Raw genomic sequence first — 16,769 nt, forward strand, 5'->3', positions numbered from 1 at the left:
CGGATGGATACCGACAACGTGAGGATCGCCGTTCTCGGCGCGGGCTCCTGGGGCACCGTGTTCGCGAACATCGTCGCGGACGCGGCCGACCTGGCCCGGGAGAGGGACCCGGACGGCCCCGCCGCAGAGGTGGTCCTGTGGGGGCGGCGGGCCTCGGTCGTCGACGCGGTCAACGAGACCTCCGAGAACCCGGACTACTTCCCCGGCATCAGGCTGAACCCCCGGCTGCGTGCCACCACCGACGCCGCCAAGGCGCTGGAGCGGGCCCACGTGGTGGTGCTGGCGGTGCCGTCGCAGACCCTGCGGGCCAACCTCGCGGACTGGCGCCCCCACCTGCGTGAGGACGCGGTGGTCGTCAGCCTGATGAAGGGCGTGGAGCTGGGCACCAGCATGCGGGTCACCCAGATCATCGCCGAGGTCCTGGAGTACCCGAAGGAGCGCATCGCGGTCGTCTCGGGCCCCAACCTGGCCCGGGAGATCGCCGAGCGCCAGCCCGCCACCGCCGTGGTCGCCTGCCCGCACGAGGAGACGGCCGTGCGGCTCCAGGGGCTCTTCAAGGCCCCCTACTTCCGCCCCTACACCAGCACCGACCTGGCGGGGGTGGAGATCGGCGGTGCGATGAAGAACGTGATCGCGCTGGCCGTGGGCGTGGCCGAGGGCATGGGCTTCGGGGACAACACCAAGGCCTCCCTGATCACCCGCGGCCTGGCCGAGACCACGCGCCTGGCGGTGGCCCTGGGCGCCGACGAGCACACCCTGTCCGGGCTGGCCGGGCTGGGTGACCTGGTGGCGACATGTTCCTCGCCGCTGTCGCGAAACCGGACCTTCGGTGAGAAACTGGGCGCGGGCAAGACCCTGGAGCAGGTCGTCGCGGAGACCAGGCAGACGGCCGAGGGGGTCAAGTCCTCCGAGTCCGTCCTGGAACTCGGATGGGCCAACGGGGTCGACCTGCCGATCACCGAGGCCGTCGTCAAGATGATGCACCACGACCTGAGCCCGGCCGAGGCGCTCGCGGCCTTCATGGCGCGCACCGCCAAGCCCGAGCGCTACGGGGTCTGAGAGCGAGCACGATGCCATACACACCAGCGAACGCCGCCGGAGCCGGGAACGGGGACGAGTACACCCGCGCCGTCTCCCTCCCCCGGCCGCCGGTTCCCACCGAGCGCCCGATGCGCATGCCCGTCCACCGGGCGACCACCTACGCGTTCGACACCTCCCGGGAGTACGCGGACGTGCTCGCGGGCACGCGGCAGGGCTACTCCTACGCCCGTATCGACAACCCCACCGTGGACGCGTTCGCCGACGCGGTCGCCGCCCTGGAGGGCGCGGGACTGCCGGAGCCGGTGCGCGGCCAGGCCTTCGCCTCGGGCATGGGAGCGCTCAGCACGGTGTTCATGGCGCTGACCGAGGCGGGCGCGCACGTGGTGGCGGCGCGGTCCATCTACGGCAACACCCACTCGCTGCTGGACGGCCTGCTGCGCCGGTTCGGAGTGCGCACCGACTTCGTGGACATCACCGACCTGGACGCGGTGCGCGCCGCCGTGGGGCCGAACACGCGGATGGTGTTCACCGAGACGCTGTCCAACCCCACGATGACCGTCTCCGACCTGCCCGAGCTGGCGCGGATCGCCCGCGAGGCCGGTGCCGCGCTGGTCGTGGACTCCACCTTCGCCTCCCCGGCCGTGTGCCGCCCGCTGGAGCACGGCGCCGACGTGGTCGTGCACTCGGCCACCAAGTACATCGGCGGCCACAGCGACACCACCGGCGGCGTGGCCGTGGCCTCGCCGTCCCTGACCGAGCGCATCCGCTCGGCGCGCGTGGACCTGGGCCCCTGCCTGGCCCCCGACGAGGCCTACCTGCTGCACCGGGGTCTGGAGACCCTGCCGCTGCGGGTGCAGCGCCAGTGCGAGAGCGCCACGGCCTTCGCCGCCGCGCTGGAGGGCCATCCCCTCGTGGAGCGGGTCGACCACCCCTCCCTGGACTCGCACCCGCAGACGGCGCTGGCGGACAAGCTGTTCGACCAGGGGCGGTACGGTGCGGTCGTGACGGTGCACCCGCGCGGGGGCGAGGAGGCCGGAATGGCCTTCGCCGACCGTCTGCGGGTGGCGACCATCGCCGCCTCGCTGGGCGGCACGCACACACTGGCCGGGCACGTCGCCTCCACCTCCCACCGCAACATGAGCGCGGACGAACTGGCGGCCGCGGGTATCTCACCCGGCGCGGTGCGGTTCTCCATCGGGCTGGAGGACCCCCGCGACCTCATCGAGGACGCCCTGGCGGCCCTCGGCGGAGCACAGTGACACGCGGCGGTTCCTCCCGCTTCCGGTTCCATTCACAGGCGAGATAAGGTCAGGCAGCATGTCGTCCGAGCAGCGCAAGATTCGGGTCGCCGTCGTCTTCGGCGGACGTAGTTCCGAACACGAGATCTCCTGCGTCACCGCGGGCAGCGTGCTGTCCGTCATCGACCCCGACCGCTACGAGGTCGTGCCGGTCGGCATCACACGCACGGGCAACTGGGTGCTGACCTCGGGCGATCCGGACCGGTTGCGCATCGACGCGGAGGCCAAGGCGCTGCCGTCCGTGCCCGAGGACGGCACGGACCTGGCCCTGCCCTTCGACGCGGCGGGCCAGCTGATGGTGGTCGACCCGGTCAGGGGTCCCGAGCGCCTGGCCGGCGTGGACGTCGTGCTGCCGCTGCTGCACGGGCCCTTCGGCGAGGACGGCACCATCCAGGGCCTGTTCGAGATGATGGGTGTGCGCTACGCGGGCGCCGGGGTCTTCTCCAGCTCCGCCGCCATGGACAAGGTCTTCATGAAGGCCATGCTGCGCGGCAACGGCATCCCCACCAGCGACTTCGTGCCCGTCTCGGACCGCCAGTGGCGCAACGAGCGCAAGCGGGTGCTGGACGACGTGGCCGCCCTGGGCCCCACCGTGTTCGTCAAGCCCGCCCGCGCGGGCAGCAGCGTGGGCATCAGCAGGGTCGGCGACTCCTCGGACGCCGACGCGGTGGTCGCCGCCGTGGAGGCCGCCCGCGAGCACGACCCCAAGGTGCTGGTGGAGGCGCAGGTCGTGGGCCGCGAGATCGAGTGCGGCGTGCTGGAGTCCGAGGACGGCGGGACGCCCGACGTGTCCTTCCCGGCCGAGGTGCACGTGGCCGACGGCTTCGACTTCTACGACTTCGAGGCCAAGTACCTGTCCACGAGCAGCCTGACCATCCCCGCGCGGATCCCGGAGGAGGCCACGGCGCGGCTGCGCGCCATGGCCGCCGACGTGTTCGAGGCGATGGGCTGCGAGGGCCTGGCCCGGGTGGACTTCTTCTACACCGAGAGCGGCGAGATCCTCGTCAACGAGCTGAACACCATGCCCGGGTTCACCCCGGCCTCGGCCTTCCCGCAGATGTGGGACGCCACCGGCGTGGACTACGCGGCGCTCGTGGAGCGGATGATCTCCTCGGCGCTGCGCCGTTCCCCCGGACTGCGCTAGGCAGTGTTTTCTTGGGGCCTCCGCCTTGCTTCGGCCCGTGTTCGGGCGTCCGGAGAACGGGAACCTTCGCCGCCTCCCGTGCGATGGCTCGTTCCTCGCAATCAAGCGTCCGGCGTCTCCAGAGCCCCGTGGACGCCCGAACCAACCCCCTGGGGCCGGGGCCCGGCGTAGGAACAGGCCCGATGGCGGGCGGCCGCACGGCCGCCCGCCATCCGCGTTTCCTGGGGTTCTTCGGTGGAAGGGCGTACCCTGGGGTGGTGCTCTCGCTACGCTCAGGAGCGTTCCGGATGCCGCAGGGGGTACTGAATGACGTGTGCTGCTTATGAGCGGGCGGAGGAGACGGCGATGGATCTCCCGACCCTGGCCGACAGCCTCGAACTCCCGGAGGGTTTCCGCGCGGAGATCATCAACGGGAGCATCATCGTGTCGCCGACACCGACCTATCGTCATGCCAAGATCGTCAGGATGGTCGAGAGGGCGCTCGACAGGTCGAGATGCGAGGGTCTTCTGGCGCTCCAGATGGCGACGGTGGAGCTCTCCGCGACCGGCGAGCGCTACGTTCCCGACCTCGTGGTCATGCCGGAGGCACTGGTGGACGGCGAGGGGTGGGAGGGCCCCGACTGGATTCGTCCCGCCGAGGAGGCCGAGTTCGCGGTGGAGGTCGTCTCTCCTGGCAGTGCTCTCCATGACTGGCAGGCGAAGGCGCGAGGCTACGCGAAGGCCGGGGTCCCTCTGTACCTGGTGGTCGACCCCCGCAGGAGTGAGATCGCGCTGTTCTCCGAACCAAAGGGCGAGGAGTACCAGGAGGTTGCCCGAGCTGTCCGCGGGGGAACCGTGCGCCTTCCCGAGCCTTTCGGCATCGAGATCGAGGCGTCTTCTCTGCTCACATGACTTTCGGAAGGACTTCGAGAGCAGGTCGGGCAGGAAGTCCCGCAGGCGGGCGGCCGCACGGCCGCCCGCCTTCCGCGTCCTCGGGAAGGCCTGCGGGGAGCGGCCCGGGCCGCTGGGCGCGGGACTGGCTCCGGGTTCAGGCCCCGGGTCCGCCGGGGACCGGTCCGCCGGGGGCGCCCGGACCGGGCACGGCGCCTCCGGGGCCCGGCTGGTGCGGGGCCGCGGGGACCAGGTCGCGGGTGAGGAAGACCGCGCCCGCGACGGCGGCGGGGAACACCAGGATGGCGAGGAACGGGATCGCCAGCAGGAAGTACGTCGGTACGGCGAAGCCCAGCACCCGCATCCGCCGCCTTCCCATGTGCCTGCGCCGCTCGCGGATGGTCAGCAGGTTCCGGCGGTCGAACGCGCTCGCCAGCAGCTCGATCCCCAGCAGCCATCCGCCCAGCAGGGCGGCCAGCACCGGACCGACCACCTGGCCCGCCAGCGGGACGAAGCCGATCCCGAACACGAGCACCGTCACCAGCAGGGACATCGCCACGACCGCCAGCGACTGGCGGATCGCCCGCCACATCGACGCCATCAGCGGCTCGTCCAGCTCGCCGGGATCATCGCCCAGCTCCTTCTCCACCAGTTCGGTGACCTTGTCGTAGACCGGCCCGCCCAGGGTCAGCGTGACCGTCGTGAACGCCACCACCATCAGCAGGAACGAGCCGGCCAGGAGCGCCACGGACACGGCGCCGCGCACCAGTCCCCGCCACACGGGGTCCCAGCCGTCGGCGAAGGGGGTCGCCCAGCCGACGATGTCGGTCAGGTTCACCACCAGGAGCACGAACAGCGCCAGGAACAGCAGCGACGTGATCAGCGCGGGAAGTGCGGCGAGCAGGAACAGGCGGGGCCGGCGCAGCAGCAGGGTGAAACCGCGCAGGAGGGTACCGACACCACCGAAGAACTCACGAACAGGATTGGCCACGGGGGAACACTAGAGGAACCCCGGCCCCGGTGTCAGATCCGGGCCCGGGGCCGGGTTCCCTCCGTGTCCGCCGGTTCAGCCCCTCCGCTTCGCCCGGCGCTTGAGCGTGCGCTCGTAGTCCTGGAAACGGGCCTTGGCGATCACCGAACGGTCGGCGGTACGCAGCACGATCCCCTCCGGGCGGCCGCCCGCGTCCCCGTCCAGCGCCACCAGGGTGCCCGGCAGGTGAGCGGCGACGAACTCCCGGGCGTCGGCGACGCTCTCGGGCAGGTCGTCCGCGGGGATCGTGGCGATCCTGGGCGTCAGTTCGCCCCCCTCGCGTTCGGCGAGCCGGGTGAGCTCGTCCTCGGGGAGGAAGTCCTGCCCGCCGTCCTCGCGCCAGGCGGAGATCTCCCGGCGCTGCCAGGACAGCACCCCGGCCGGGACGCGCGCGGAGTCGAACATCCGGTGCCCCACGGCGCGGTCGCCGGTGTACTCGCGGCTGGCCGCGGTGACCTTGCCCCCGTACACCTCCAGGTAGTGGACGGCGATCCCGGTCCCGGGAGGGGTGATCCGGTCGGCGAGGGAGCGCAGGGCGTCGACGATGCCCAGGGCCGGGTTCCCGATCAGGTCCCCCCTGGCGTACAGCAGCTCCTCGCGGCTGCCGATGACGTAGTCGCCGGACGGGAGGGAGATGATCCGCGAGTTGACCCCGTCCACCTTCTCGGTCAGTACGACGTCGCCGGTGAACTTGGCGTGCTCCTCCAGGAGGCCGCCGTTCTTGGGATCGAGCATGTGGTACGTGGGGATGCTGGGGTACTTGGTGGCGGAGTTGAGCACGGACAGGTCGAGGTCGCGCAGATCGAGGTCGGTCATGTGCGGCTCCAGGGATGCGGTCCGGCCGGGGCAGGGGCAGCGGTCGGTCGGCTGGCCGCGGGGCGGGGGCGCCCCACGGCACGGTGGAACGGTATCCCGTGGCGATCCGCCACGTCCTCCGCTTTTTCGGGCCCGCGGGGGCGGGGATCAGCCCGCGCCCACGTCGCGGTACCACCCCTCCTGGAGGGACAGCTCCTCGTGCGTTCCCTGCTGCAGCACCCGTCCGTGGCGCACCACGTAGATCCGGTCCACCCGGTCCAGGCCCGTCAGGTCGTGTGTGATCAGCAGGGTGGAGAACCCCTCGGCGGCGGCCAGCAGGTCCTCCACCACCGCGTCGCGCGTGTCCGGGTCCAGGTGGGCGGTCGGCTCGTCCAGCACCAGCACCCGGGGCGCCGCCAGCACGGCCCGGGCCAGCGCCAGCCGCTGCACCATCCCACCGCTCAGCCCCAGGCCGTGGGTGCCCACCTGCGTGTCCAGCCCCAGGGGCATCGCCGCCACCTCGTCGGCCAGCCGCGCGCGCCGCAGCGCCTCCCACAACTGCCCGTCGTCCGCTCCGGGCCGGGCCAGCCGCAGGTTCTCCCGCAGCGTCGACGCGAACACGTGCGGGTCCTGCGGCACTCCCGACACCACCCCGCGCACCTCGTCCGCCGGGTACGCCGTGACGTCCTCCCCGCCGATCTCCACCCGTCCCCCGTCCGGGTCGCGGAACCGCAGCAGCACCGACGCCAGCGTGCTCTTGCCGGCACCGCTCGGCCCGATCACCGCCACCGTCCAACCGGAGGGGATCTCCAGGTCCACCCCGTCCAGGGCCCACGGCTCCTCGGGCCCGTAGCGCACCCGCAGGTCCCGCACCCGGACCGTCGCGCCGCCTTCGGTGCCCAGGCCCGAGCGGGTGGGAGGCGCGGTCCCGGCCGGGGTGTCCAGCACCCCGAACAGCCGGGCCCCGCCGGCCCGGATCGCCCCCAGCCTCGCCGCCACGGCGGGCAGCGGCGCCACGACCTCGAACGCCGCCAGCGTCGTCAGCACCAGTACCGCCAGGGACACCGCGTCCAACGCGCCGCCCTCCACCGCGGCCACACCCAGGAACAGGGAGCCCCACACGGTCAGCCCGGTGACCAGCGCGCTCGCACCGGCGCCCAGGCCCAGCAGCGCCGAGTCCCCGCGCGCCAGCCGGGTCAGCTCGGCGTCGGCCGCGTTCACCCGCTCCACCTGCCGCTCCATGGCGCCGTAGGCGACCAGGTCCGGCGCCCCGTGCAACGTGTCCACCAGCGCCGTCGACAGCTCTCCCCGTGCCCTGGCCTGGCGCCTGCCCGGGCCCCGGCTCAGCGCGGCGGCGGCCATCGGCACCGCGAGCCCGGCCAGCAGCAGGCCCGCCGCCAGCAGGAGCCCGCCCGGCACGTGGAGGACGGTCAGGAACAGGACCGCGGCACCGCCCGTCACCACCGAGACCAGTGGAGGCGTCAGCCCGCGCACCAGCAGGTCGAGGGTGGCCTCGGTGTCGTTGACCAGCCGGGACACCAGGTCGCCGGACCGGAAGCGGCCGAAGGGCTCGGTCGCGGCGAGCCGGTCGTAGACCCGTACCCGCACATCGGCCAGCGTGCGGAACGCGGCGTCGTGGGTGACCAGCCGCTCCAGGTAGCGGGCCACCCCCCGGCCCACGCCCAGCGCGCGGGTGGCGACCACGGCCACGCCGAGCGCGGTGATCGGCGGGTGGTCGGCGGCGACGGCCAGCATCCACGCGGCCAGGCTCAGCAGGGCCACCCCCGCCCCGGTCGCGGCGGCGCCCAGCAGCACGCCCAGCGCGAAGCGGCCGCCGCGCGGCCGGGCCAGGGCGATCATCCGCAGTAGCGGGTCGCGGCGGCGCTCCCTCCCGGGTACCGGGCCCGGGTCGGCGGGGACGGTGGTGCTGGTGCTCATCGTGACACGCTCCCTTCCTGGGTGGGCAGCGGCAGCGACGCGGTGCGCAGGGTGCCGCCGAGGGTCTCGCGGGCCCACCCGGTGTCGTGGGCGACGATGACGGCGGTCCGGCCCTCCAGGAGCCGGGCGACGGCCGTGCGCACCGCCGCCGCGTTCTCCGGGTCCAGGTGGGCGGTGGGCTCGTCCAGCAGCACCAGCGGGGCGTCCCGGCACATCGCCCGGGCCAGGGCGATCCGCTGCCGCTGTCCGGCCGACAGCCGTGCGCCGCGTTCACCGAGCCGGGTGCGGTACCCGTCCGGCAGCGCGGACACGAACGCGTCGGCCTCGGCCAGCCGGGCCGCCTCGCGCACCCGGTCCATGGAGGCCTCCGGCGCACCCAGCCGGATGTTGTCGGCCACGGACACGTCGAACAGGTAGGGGTGCTGGGGCACCCAGGCGGTGCCCAGCCGCCAGTCGTCGGCCGGGACCGCATCCAGCGGCTCCCACCGCCCGCCGGGCGCGCGCACGCTGATCCGGCCCCGTGTGGGTTCGGTCAGCCGCAGCAGCAGCGACAGCAGGGTGGACTTGCCCGCGCCGCTGGGACCGGTGAGCAGCAGGTGTTCCCCGGCCGACACCTGCAGGTCCAGGCCGGAGAGCGCGGGTACCTCCCGGTCCGGGTAGAGCAGTTCCACGCCCTCGAAGCGGATGTCGCCGCCGGCGGCGGGCGCCGGCCGGCCGGTGGCCGGGGGAGGGGCCGGTGTCCTGCGGGCCGCCTCCCCGGCCGTGTCCTGGTCCGCGTCGCCGGAGGCCCCGCCGCGTCGGTCGTGTGCGCCGCGCCCGCGCTCCAGTTCGGCGAAGACCTGCTCGGCCGCGGCCACGCCCTCCATGCTCGCGTGGAACCGGGCGCCCACCTCGCGCAGCGGCAGGTAGGCCTCCGGAGCCAGGATGAGCACCAGCAGCGCCGTCTGGTAGTCCATGTGGCCGCCCAGCAGGCGCAGGCCCACCTCGACCGCGACCAGCGCCACGGCCAGGGTGGACAGCACCTCCAGGGCGAACGCCGACAGGAACGCGACCCGCAGCGTCCCCATCGTCGCCCGGCGGTGCTCCTCGCCCACCCGGCGGAGGATGGCCGCCTGCGCCTTGGCCCGGCGGAACACGGCCAGGGTCGGCAGCCCCTCCACCACGTCGAGGAAGTGCCCGCCCAGACGGCTCAGCAGCCGCCACTGCCGCTCGGTGCGCTGCTGCGTGTGCATGCCGATCAGCACCATGAAGACCGGGATCAGCGGCAGCGTCACCAGGACGACGACCCCCGAGATCCAGTCCGCCCAGAACACCACGGCCAGGACGGCGAGCGGCACGATCGAGGCCAGGACCAGCTGGGGCAGGTAGCGGGCGAAGTAGTCGTCGAGCGCGTCCAGGCCTCGGGTGGCCAGGGTGACCAGCTCGCCCGCCTTGGGAGGGCCCCCGTCCGTGTCGGAGCCCGGCTGGGCCGTCCACACCCTGCCCGACCCGGTCACGTGTGCCACCAGGCGGCGGCGCAGCTGCGACTTGGTGCGCGCGGCGCTGTGCAGCGCGGAGGTCTCGGCGAGGTAGGACAGCAGGGCCCGGGCCACGGCGATGGCCGCGACCGCGCCGACCACCCAGCCCAGGGTGTCCAGGCCCTCGCCCCGCCAGGCGCCGCTGATGGCGCGTGCGAGCAGCCAGGCCTGGGCCAGGATCAGGCCGGTGATGAGTACTCCGCAGGCCACGGAGACGGCGAGGTGCGTCCGGACCGCTCCTGCGGTGCGCACCAGGCGCGGGTCAAGGGGCTTCATACGCGCGGGACCTCACGGCATCGTCTCGGTCGTCTCGGCCGGGTGTACAAGTGCCCGGTGCGGCTGCGGGCCCCGCGGCGGCACGGTGCGGGTCCGGAGGGGACCGGGGCGGGCGATGGCCCCAGTATCCACCCGGACCCGGGCACCGGCCGGGCACCCCAGCGCCCGCGCCGCCGCGCCCAGGCGGGCGCGGCGGCGGCGCGGGCGCTGGGGTGCCGTCCTCATGCGGCGGGCTCGGGCTCTCCGCGCGCCCCCGCCACCCTGGTGACGGTCGCTCCGGTGACGGTCTCCCCGGTCACCCTGCGGCGGAACACCCAGTAGCTCCACCCCTGGTAGAGCAGCACGAGCGGCAGGAACACCACCGCCACCCACGAGATCACGGTGAGCGTGTACTCGGCGGAGGCGGCGTTGGACACGGTCAGGCTGAACGCCGGGTCGGTGGTGGAGGGCAGCACGTTCGGGAACAGCGAGGTGAACAGGGCGGTGAACACCGTCAGGACGGTCACCGCCGTGAAGGCGAACGACCACCCCTCCCGGTGCCGCCAGGCCGCGGCCACACCGCACGCCAGGGCCGCGGCGGCGACCATGACGAGCGCCAGGGTGCGCGTCCCGCCGCCGTGCGCGGCCTGGGTCCACGCCAGGAAGAGCGTGCCGGAGGGGACCGCGGCGCACGCGGCCCACAGCGCGGCCCGGCGGGCGCGCACCCGCACCGGCCCGTCGGTCTTGAGGGTCAAAAAGACCGCGCCGTGCAGGGTGAACAGTGACAGCGTCGTCAGCCCGCCGAGCAGGGCGTAGGGGTTGAGCAGGTCCGGCACGGACGCGGTGACGATCTGGTCGGCGTCCATGGCCACGCCCCGGACGACGTTGGCGAACACCACGCCCCACAGGAAGGCGGGCAGGGCGCTGCCGAGGAGGATCGCCCGGTCCCACCAGGCGCGCCAGGCGGCGCTGTCGCGCTTGCCCCGGTACTCGAAGGCCACCCCGCGCAGGATGAGCGCGACGAGGACGAGGAACACCGGGGCGTAGAACCCGCTGAGCAGGGAGGCGTACCAGGCCGGGAAGGCGGCGAACGTGGCGCCGACCGCGGTGATCAGCCACACCTCGTTGGCGTCCCAGACCGGCCCGATGGCGTTGATGGCGACCCGGCGTTCGACGGAGTCCCGCCTGCCCATGAACGGCATGAGCGTGCCCACCCCGAAGTCGAACCCCTCCAGGACGAAGTACCCGGTCCACAGGACCGAGATGGCGATGAACCAGATGACGGTCAGTTCCATGGTCCGTGGCTCCTAGTAGCTGAAGTGCGGGATCCGGGACTCGTCCTCGTCGTCCTCCAGGTCGGGGACGAGGTGGGAGGGTCCGGCCTTGATGTACTTGATCAGCAGCCCGACCTCGACGACGAAGAGCAGCCCGTACACGGCGGTGAACCCGGCCAGGGTCGTGGCGACGGCGCCCAGGCTGACACCGGGGGAGACGCTGGCCGCGGTGAGCAGCTCGCCGTGCACGGTCCAGGGCTGGCGGCCCATCTCGGTGAGCACCCAGCCGAGGACGTTGGCGGCCAGGGCCGCGGGCAGGGCGAGCATCGCCGCGTAGTAGAACCACTTGCCGGTGGGCGTGCGGTCCCCGCCCCGGGTGAGGTAGAGGCCCAGCGCGGCGACCGCGACCCCGAACATGCCGAGGCCCATCATCAGGCGGAAGGACCAGTACACGACGAACACGTTGGGGGTGTAGTTCCCGGGGCCGTAGTACTCCTCGTAGGCCTCCTGGAGGTTGTTCATCCCGTGCACCTCGCCGTCGAACTCGCCGGTGGCGAGGAAGCTGAGCACGTTGGGGATGGTGATGTCGATGGGGTTGTACCGTTCCTCGGTGTCGCCGACGGCCAGCGCGGAGAAGGCCGCGCCCTCCTCGGTCTCCCACAGGGCCTCGGCGGCGGCGAGCTTCATCGGTTCGTACTGGGCCGCGAGCTTGGCCTGGTGGTCGCCGGAGAAGACCACCAGCGCGCCGGCGGCCAGGGTGAGGACCAGACCGACCTTGAGGGCGCCGCGGAATAGGGCGAAGTCGCCCTTGGGCGGGACCATCCCGGTGACGCCGGTGTCGTTGTGGTGGGTGTTGCGCCAGAGCTTGTAGGCGCTGACCGCCACCACGAACAGCCCGGCGGTGACGAAGGCGGCCGAGACGGTGTGCAGGTAGGTGGACCAGGCCTGGTCGTTGCTGAGCACGGCCCAGATGTCGGTGAGTTCGGCGCGGCCGGTCTCCTCGTTGACCGTGAAGCCGACGGGGTGCCGCATCCAGGCGTTGGCGGCGAGGATGAAGTACGCCGAGAGGTTGGTGCCGACGGCGACCGCCCAGATGCAGGCCAGGTGCACGCCCCTGGGCAGCCGGTGCCAGCCGAAGATCCACAGGCCGATGAAGGTGGACTCCAGGAAGAAGGCGAGCAGGGCCTCCATGGCCAGCGGCGCGCCGAACACGTCGCCGACGAAGCGGGAGTACTCGCTCCAGTTCATGCCGAACTGGAACTCCTGCACGATGCCGGTGACCACACCCATGGCGAAGTTGATGAGGAACAGCTTGCCGAAGAACTGGGTGGCCTGGAGGTACTCGTGCCTGCCGGTGCGGTACCAGAGGGTCTGGAGCACGGCCACGATGAACGACAGCCCGATGGTCAGGGGCACGAACAGGAAGTGGTAGATCGTGGTGACACCGAACTGCCACCGCGCGAGTTCAAGGGCTTCCATACCCGCCTCTCAGGTACCGACCGTCGGTAGTACTACAAACTGTAGTTCTACAGGGTGTCGTAGTTCCATCCGCCCCGGGGTCAAAAGGTGTTCCGTACGTCTCCCCGAGGGGGAGGGGAGGCTCGCGGGAGCACCGCGGACGGCGAAGGCGGAGTGTCCGCACCGCTGCGACCTGGGGCGGAGCCGGAACGGGCCGACAGGGAAGGGGGCGCCGGGCACGGCCTGTGCGTTCGGACACACGGGTTTCCCCGCGTTCCCTCGCGCCCACGCGCTTCCGGGCACGGGGGGACCCGGCGCCCTTCTCCGGGGCGAGGCCGAACGCGCTCTGGCTGCCGCGGGCGCGGGGAGTGCGCCCCGAACGCGGCGGCGGCGCGCCCCTTCGCCCAGGGGCGCGCCGCCGTCAGCGGGGTCCGGCGGACACGGTCCGGTGTCCGAGGGGCCCCGGCCGGACCCGGAGGAGGCGCCGGATCAGTTCTCCGCGGCGTCCTCGCGCTTGCCGATCATGTCCTCCATCAGGCCGATCTCGGTCTGCTGGGCGTCGATCATCCCCTGGGCGAAGTCGACGACCATGTCCTCCTCGCCCAGGTCCACCTCGGCCTGGGCCATGTCGATGCCGCCCTTGTGGTGGGCGATCATCAGCTCCAGGAAGAGGATCTCCGCCTCCACGCCCTCGGCTTCCTCCAGGGCCACCATCTCCTCGGAGGAGGCCAGGCCCGGCATGGCCTCGGGGACCTCGCCTCCCCCGCCGCCGTGGTCGTGGCCCTCCATCCAGGCCATCGGCTGCCGCGTGCCGCGCGAGTTCAGGTCCCAGGCCATCAGCCACCCCTGCATGATCCCGATCTGGGCCTGCTGGGTGCGGGCGATGTCGGTGGCCACCGTGTCCAGCTCCGAGTCGTCGGTCTTGTCCAGGATGACCATCGACATGTCCACGGCCTGGGCGTGGTGCGCGCTCATGTCGCGCAGGAAGCCGGCGTCCGGGCTGGTGTCCAGGGGAGGGGACGGGCGCCCCAGCAGGTAGCCCGCGCCCAGGGCCAGTACGACCAGGACCACGGCGATCCATGTCGGTACCGAGCGCCGGGCCGCCTGCGGCGACGCATCCCGGTGCGCCGTCCCGTCATCCGCGTCATCCGCCCGCGCGTGCCCGTCTTCGGCGTCCTCGACGTCGTCGACGGCTCCGGACGCGGGGCCGTTTCTGTGTTCCATGGGAACCATCCTGGTCGAATCGCACAACTGTGGTGCCAAAGTAGAGGATAGGTAAGTCCCTTTTGTCACCACCCACCCAGGAGACCCAGTGGCCAAGAAGAAGACGGCGGAGGAGCGTCGCCGCCGAGCAGCCGAGCTGAAGGCGCAACGCCTTCGAGAGGAACGACGCCGCAAGATCCTCACCATCGCCGGCGTGACGACCGCTGTGGTCCTGGTTGTGGGACTGCTCGCATTCCTGATCTTCATGGAGTTCCGCAGCCGCACGATCTCGGGCGTGGAGGAGTTCGAGGTCGGCTCCTACGAGCACGTCGAGACGGGACAGCGCGTGGACTACGAGCAGTCCCCGCCCGTGGGCGGCAACCACTGGAACGCCTGGCAGAACTGCGGTGTCTACCCCGAACCGGTGACCCCCGAGTTCGCGGTGCACGCCCTGGAGCACGGCGCGGTGTGGATCAACTACCGGCCCGACCTGCCCGAGGACCAGGTGCAGGCGCTGAACGACATGTACAGCCCCGGCGACTACCTGGTGATCAGCCCCTACGAGGGGGACATGGACGCCCCGATCGTGGCCTCCAGCTGGGGCCGCCAGATCTCCGCCGAGACCGCCGCCGACGAGAACCTCCAGCGCTTCGTGCGCCTCTACGAGCGCGGCACCGACGTGCCCGAGCCGGGCGCCTCCTGCTCCGGCCAGGTGTCGGAGACCGCCGCCGAGGTCGACACCATGCTCGACAGCGGCAGCATCGACACCAGCGGCGGCATGGAGGGCCCCGAGGGCGAGGGCGGCGACACCGGTGCCGGGGAGGAGGCGTCCGACGCTCCCTCCGAGTCGGCCGGGGACGAGCCGACCGCGGAGGAGCAGTGACGGTACCTTCCGCCCGTTCCGTGACGCCGTGACCCCTTCCGTGCCCTCACGGCACGGGCGCGCGGGGCCGCCGGTCCACGCCGGCGGCCCCGCGCCCGTCGTCCTCGGGGCCACGAGGCGGCCGGTCAGAGCCGCCCGTCGGGCAGCGGCGGCACGTGCTCGGCGATCAGGTCGCTGACCGTCGACAGCGCGGCTGCGGGGGCGCCGTGGGCCGAGGGGACCGTCAGTTCCACGTAGGCCTCGCGGCCGACCGCCGTGTACAGGGTGGGCGCGTCCTGGGGCTGCGGCAGCCACGTCACGCCGTTGACCTCCTCCACGTAGGAGTCCGGCTTCAGGGCCACGGGGCGGGGGACACCGCAGCGCAGCCCGATGGCCGGGTCCCCCCAGGCCGCAGTCAGGTCCGACTCGGGGCGCACCCGCGCCCGCTCGGCGTCCAGCAGGGTGTCGGGGAGGGCGGAGACGAGGTCCGCGCAGACCTCGGCGGTCGCCGCGTCCGTCTCCGGAGGCTCCATCCGCACGGTCTGCGCTCCGCAGCCCGCCGCCGCCAGGGTGACGGCCATGACCGCGCCGGCGTACGCGTACCGCCTCAGCACAGGGACCTCGCTTCGGACGACGCGACAGGACGCGTCAGATGTTGACGATGGGACAGGTGAGGGTCCGGGCGATGCCGTCCAACCGCTGGATCCGGGCGACCACGAGGGCGCCCAGGGAGTCGACGTCCTCGGCACTGGCCTGGACGATGACATCGTAGGGCCCGGTCACGTCGTGGGCCTTCTCGACCCCTTCGATGCCCCGGATGCGCCCCGCCACCTCGGCGGCCTGCCCGACCTCGGTCTGGATCAGGATGTATGCCTGCACCATGAGTACTCCTTCGTGTGTGCCGGGCGTGGAGTCGAGCGGTTCCCGGCCGAGCCGGCGGTGCGGCCGATGACGAACGCATGACGAACGTGGGTCCAGACCGCCGCGCCGGAGCGTCACCGTACCCTGATCCCTGTGCGTAACACCATTGGGGGTCTCGGGGAGTTCGCTCTGATCACACGTGTGACGAGCCAATTCCCCATGACGGACGACGTAATCCTCGGACCGGGGGACGACGCGGCGGTCGTCGCCTCGCCCGACGGCCGGACGGTGGCGACCACCGACCTGCTGGTCGAGGGGCGCCACTTCCGGCGCGAGTGGTCCACCGCCGGGGACGTGGGGCACCGCGCCGTCGCGCAGAACTTCGCCGACGTCGCCGCCATGGGAGCCCGCCCCACCGCCCTGCTCATCGGCTTCGCCGCGCCCGCCGACCTACCCGTCTCCTGGGCGGAGGAGTTCACCGCCGGGGTCCGCGACGAGTGCGCGGTCTCGGGGGGCACGGTGGTGGGCGGGGACATGGTGGGCTCGGACACCCTCACCATCGCCGTCACCGCGCTCGGCGACCTCCAGGGGCGCGCGCCCGTGCGCCGCGACGGCGCCCGGCCCGGCGACGTGGTCGCCTACACCGGCCACCTGGGGCTGTCCGCCGCGGGGCTCGCCCTGCTGGAGAGGGGCGTCGACGGTCCCGCCGAGTGCCTGTCCGAGCACCGCAGGCCCAGCCCGCCCTACGCGCGGGGCGCCGAGGCGGCCCTGCTCGGGGCGACCGCCATGCTCGACGTCAGCGACGGCCTCGCCCAGGACCTCGGTCACGTGTGCCGGGCCAGCGGGGTGCGCGTCGACCTGGATGCGGAGGCGCTGCGGCCCGAGCCCGCCCTGCTGGAGGCGGTCCGCGTCCTGGGTGCCGCGCCCGGGCGGGCGGAACGGGCGGCGCGCGACCTGATGGTCGCCGGAGGGGAGGACCACGCGCTCGCCGCCGTCTTCCCGCCGGAGACCGTGCTGCCCGACCACTGGCACCGGGTGGGGACCGTGGTCGAGGCGGAACACGAAACCGCTGGGAAAAGCAGCGATCCGGTCACAGTCGACGGAGATCCGCCCCACCGCACTGGCTGGGACCATTTCCATCGGAAATAAGCCTGTTTGGATTTGTCCTGTTTAGCTCTCGCGCTAGGCTTTGCGAATGTGGCTCACACCGCTTTCGGGCGGAG

General features: G+C 72.6%; 15 protein-coding genes. 6 read left to right on the plus strand and 9 right to left on the minus strand.

The features are described from left to right. Window positions 1-3: 3 nt before the first annotated feature. From A6A08_RS22020 to A6A08_RS22035, 4 genes are all read left to right on the plus strand, one after another. On the plus strand, window positions 4-1,059 hold the full coding sequence (locus A6A08_RS22020) for an NAD(P)H-dependent glycerol-3-phosphate dehydrogenase (RefSeq protein WP_073704711.1): 1,056 nt from the start codon (window positions 4-6) through the stop codon (window positions 1,057-1,059). An 11-nt stretch (window positions 1,060-1,070) separates the two neighbouring features. Beyond that, on the plus strand, window positions 1,071-2,300 hold the full coding sequence (locus tag A6A08_RS22025; RefSeq protein WP_073704533.1) for a PLP-dependent aspartate aminotransferase family protein: 1,230 nt from the start codon (window positions 1,071-1,073) through the stop codon (window positions 2,298-2,300). A 58-nt stretch (window positions 2,301-2,358) separates the two neighbouring features. Continuing rightward, on the plus strand, window positions 2,359-3,483 hold the full coding sequence (locus tag A6A08_RS22030) for a D-alanine--D-alanine ligase family protein (protein WP_073704534.1): 1,125 nt from the start codon (window positions 2,359-2,361) through the stop codon (window positions 3,481-3,483). A gap of 345 nt (window positions 3,484-3,828) precedes the next feature. After that, window positions 3,829-4,374: a Uma2 family endonuclease gene (locus tag A6A08_RS22035; RefSeq protein WP_242422806.1), complete on the plus strand. Its 546-nt coding sequence runs from the start codon at window positions 3,829-3,831 to the stop codon at window positions 4,372-4,374. A gap of 136 nt (window positions 4,375-4,510) precedes the next feature. Here A6A08_RS22035 and A6A08_RS22040 read toward each other — a convergent pair whose 3' ends face one another. The 7 genes from A6A08_RS22040 to A6A08_RS22070 all read right to left on the minus strand — a co-directional run bounded on the left by A6A08_RS22040 (window position 4,511) and on the right by A6A08_RS22070 (window position 13,844). Next, window positions 4,511-5,344, minus strand: a complete 834-nt coding sequence (locus A6A08_RS22040) for an EI24 domain-containing protein (protein ID WP_073704536.1) — start codon at window positions 5,342-5,344, stop codon at window positions 4,511-4,513. A gap of 75 nt (window positions 5,345-5,419) precedes the next feature. Then, the gene (locus tag A6A08_RS22045) at window positions 5,420-6,199 is read right to left on the minus strand and encodes an RNA ligase family protein (RefSeq protein ID WP_073704537.1); all 780 of its coding nucleotides are present in this window, start codon (window positions 6,197-6,199) and stop codon (window positions 5,420-5,422) included. Between the two features lie 147 nt (window positions 6,200-6,346). Continuing rightward, a complete protein-coding gene (gene cydC, locus A6A08_RS22050; RefSeq protein ID WP_073704538.1) occupies window positions 6,347-8,116 on the minus strand; it encodes a thiol reductant ABC exporter subunit CydC in 1,770 nt (589 codons plus the stop codon). Further along, on the minus strand, window positions 8,113-9,909 hold the full coding sequence (cydD, locus tag A6A08_RS22055) for a thiol reductant ABC exporter subunit CydD (protein WP_073704539.1): 1,797 nt from the start codon (window positions 9,907-9,909) through the stop codon (window positions 8,113-8,115). The genes cydC and cydD overlap by 4 nt, the downstream gene beginning before the upstream one ends. A 221-nt stretch (window positions 9,910-10,130) precedes the next feature. Further along, entirely contained in the window at window positions 10,131-11,183 is a 1,053-nt protein-coding gene (cydB, locus tag A6A08_RS22060; protein ID WP_073704540.1) for a cytochrome d ubiquinol oxidase subunit II, read from the minus strand. 12 nt (window positions 11,184-11,195) lie between these two features. Beyond that, a complete protein-coding gene (locus A6A08_RS22065) occupies window positions 11,196-12,641 on the minus strand; it encodes a cytochrome ubiquinol oxidase subunit I (protein ID WP_073704541.1) in 1,446 nt (481 codons plus the stop codon). Window positions 12,642-13,109: 468 nt separating this feature from the next. Further along, window positions 13,110-13,844 carry a DUF305 domain-containing protein gene (locus tag A6A08_RS22070; RefSeq protein WP_073704542.1) on the minus strand — a complete coding sequence of 245 codons (735 nt, stop codon included), beginning with the start codon at window positions 13,842-13,844 and terminating at the stop codon, window positions 13,110-13,112. A gap of 88 nt (window positions 13,845-13,932) precedes the next feature. Here A6A08_RS22070 and A6A08_RS22075 point away from each other — a divergent pair, with 88 nt between their 5' ends. Then, complete coding sequence (locus tag A6A08_RS22075; protein ID WP_073704543.1) at window positions 13,933-14,706, plus strand: DUF3105 domain-containing protein; 774 nt, start codon at window positions 13,933-13,935, stop codon at window positions 14,704-14,706. 125 nt (window positions 14,707-14,831) lie between these two features. On the opposite strand, the gene A6A08_RS22080 is transcribed toward A6A08_RS22075, so the two are convergent. Together A6A08_RS22080 and A6A08_RS22085 are read right to left on the minus strand one after the other, a co-directional pair. Beyond that, window positions 14,832-15,299, minus strand: a complete 468-nt coding sequence (locus tag A6A08_RS22080; protein WP_073704544.1) for a DUF3515 domain-containing protein — start codon at window positions 15,297-15,299, stop codon at window positions 14,832-14,834. Window positions 15,300-15,333: 34 nt separating this feature from the next. Next, window positions 15,334-15,567, minus strand: a complete 234-nt coding sequence (locus tag A6A08_RS22085; protein WP_073704545.1) for an Lrp/AsnC family transcriptional regulator — start codon at window positions 15,565-15,567, stop codon at window positions 15,334-15,336. A gap of 132 nt (window positions 15,568-15,699) precedes the next feature. Between A6A08_RS22085 and A6A08_RS22090 the strand changes: the two genes are divergently transcribed. After that, on the plus strand, window positions 15,700-16,695 hold the full coding sequence (locus A6A08_RS22090; protein WP_073704546.1) for a thiamine-phosphate kinase: 996 nt from the start codon (window positions 15,700-15,702) through the stop codon (window positions 16,693-16,695). Window positions 16,696-16,769: the final 74 nt, after the last annotated feature.

Origin of the sequence: Nocardiopsis sp. TSRI0078 (assembly GCF_001905145.1) — a bacterium.
Taxonomy (GTDB): domain Bacteria; phylum Actinomycetota; class Actinomycetes; order Streptosporangiales; family Streptosporangiaceae; genus Nocardiopsis.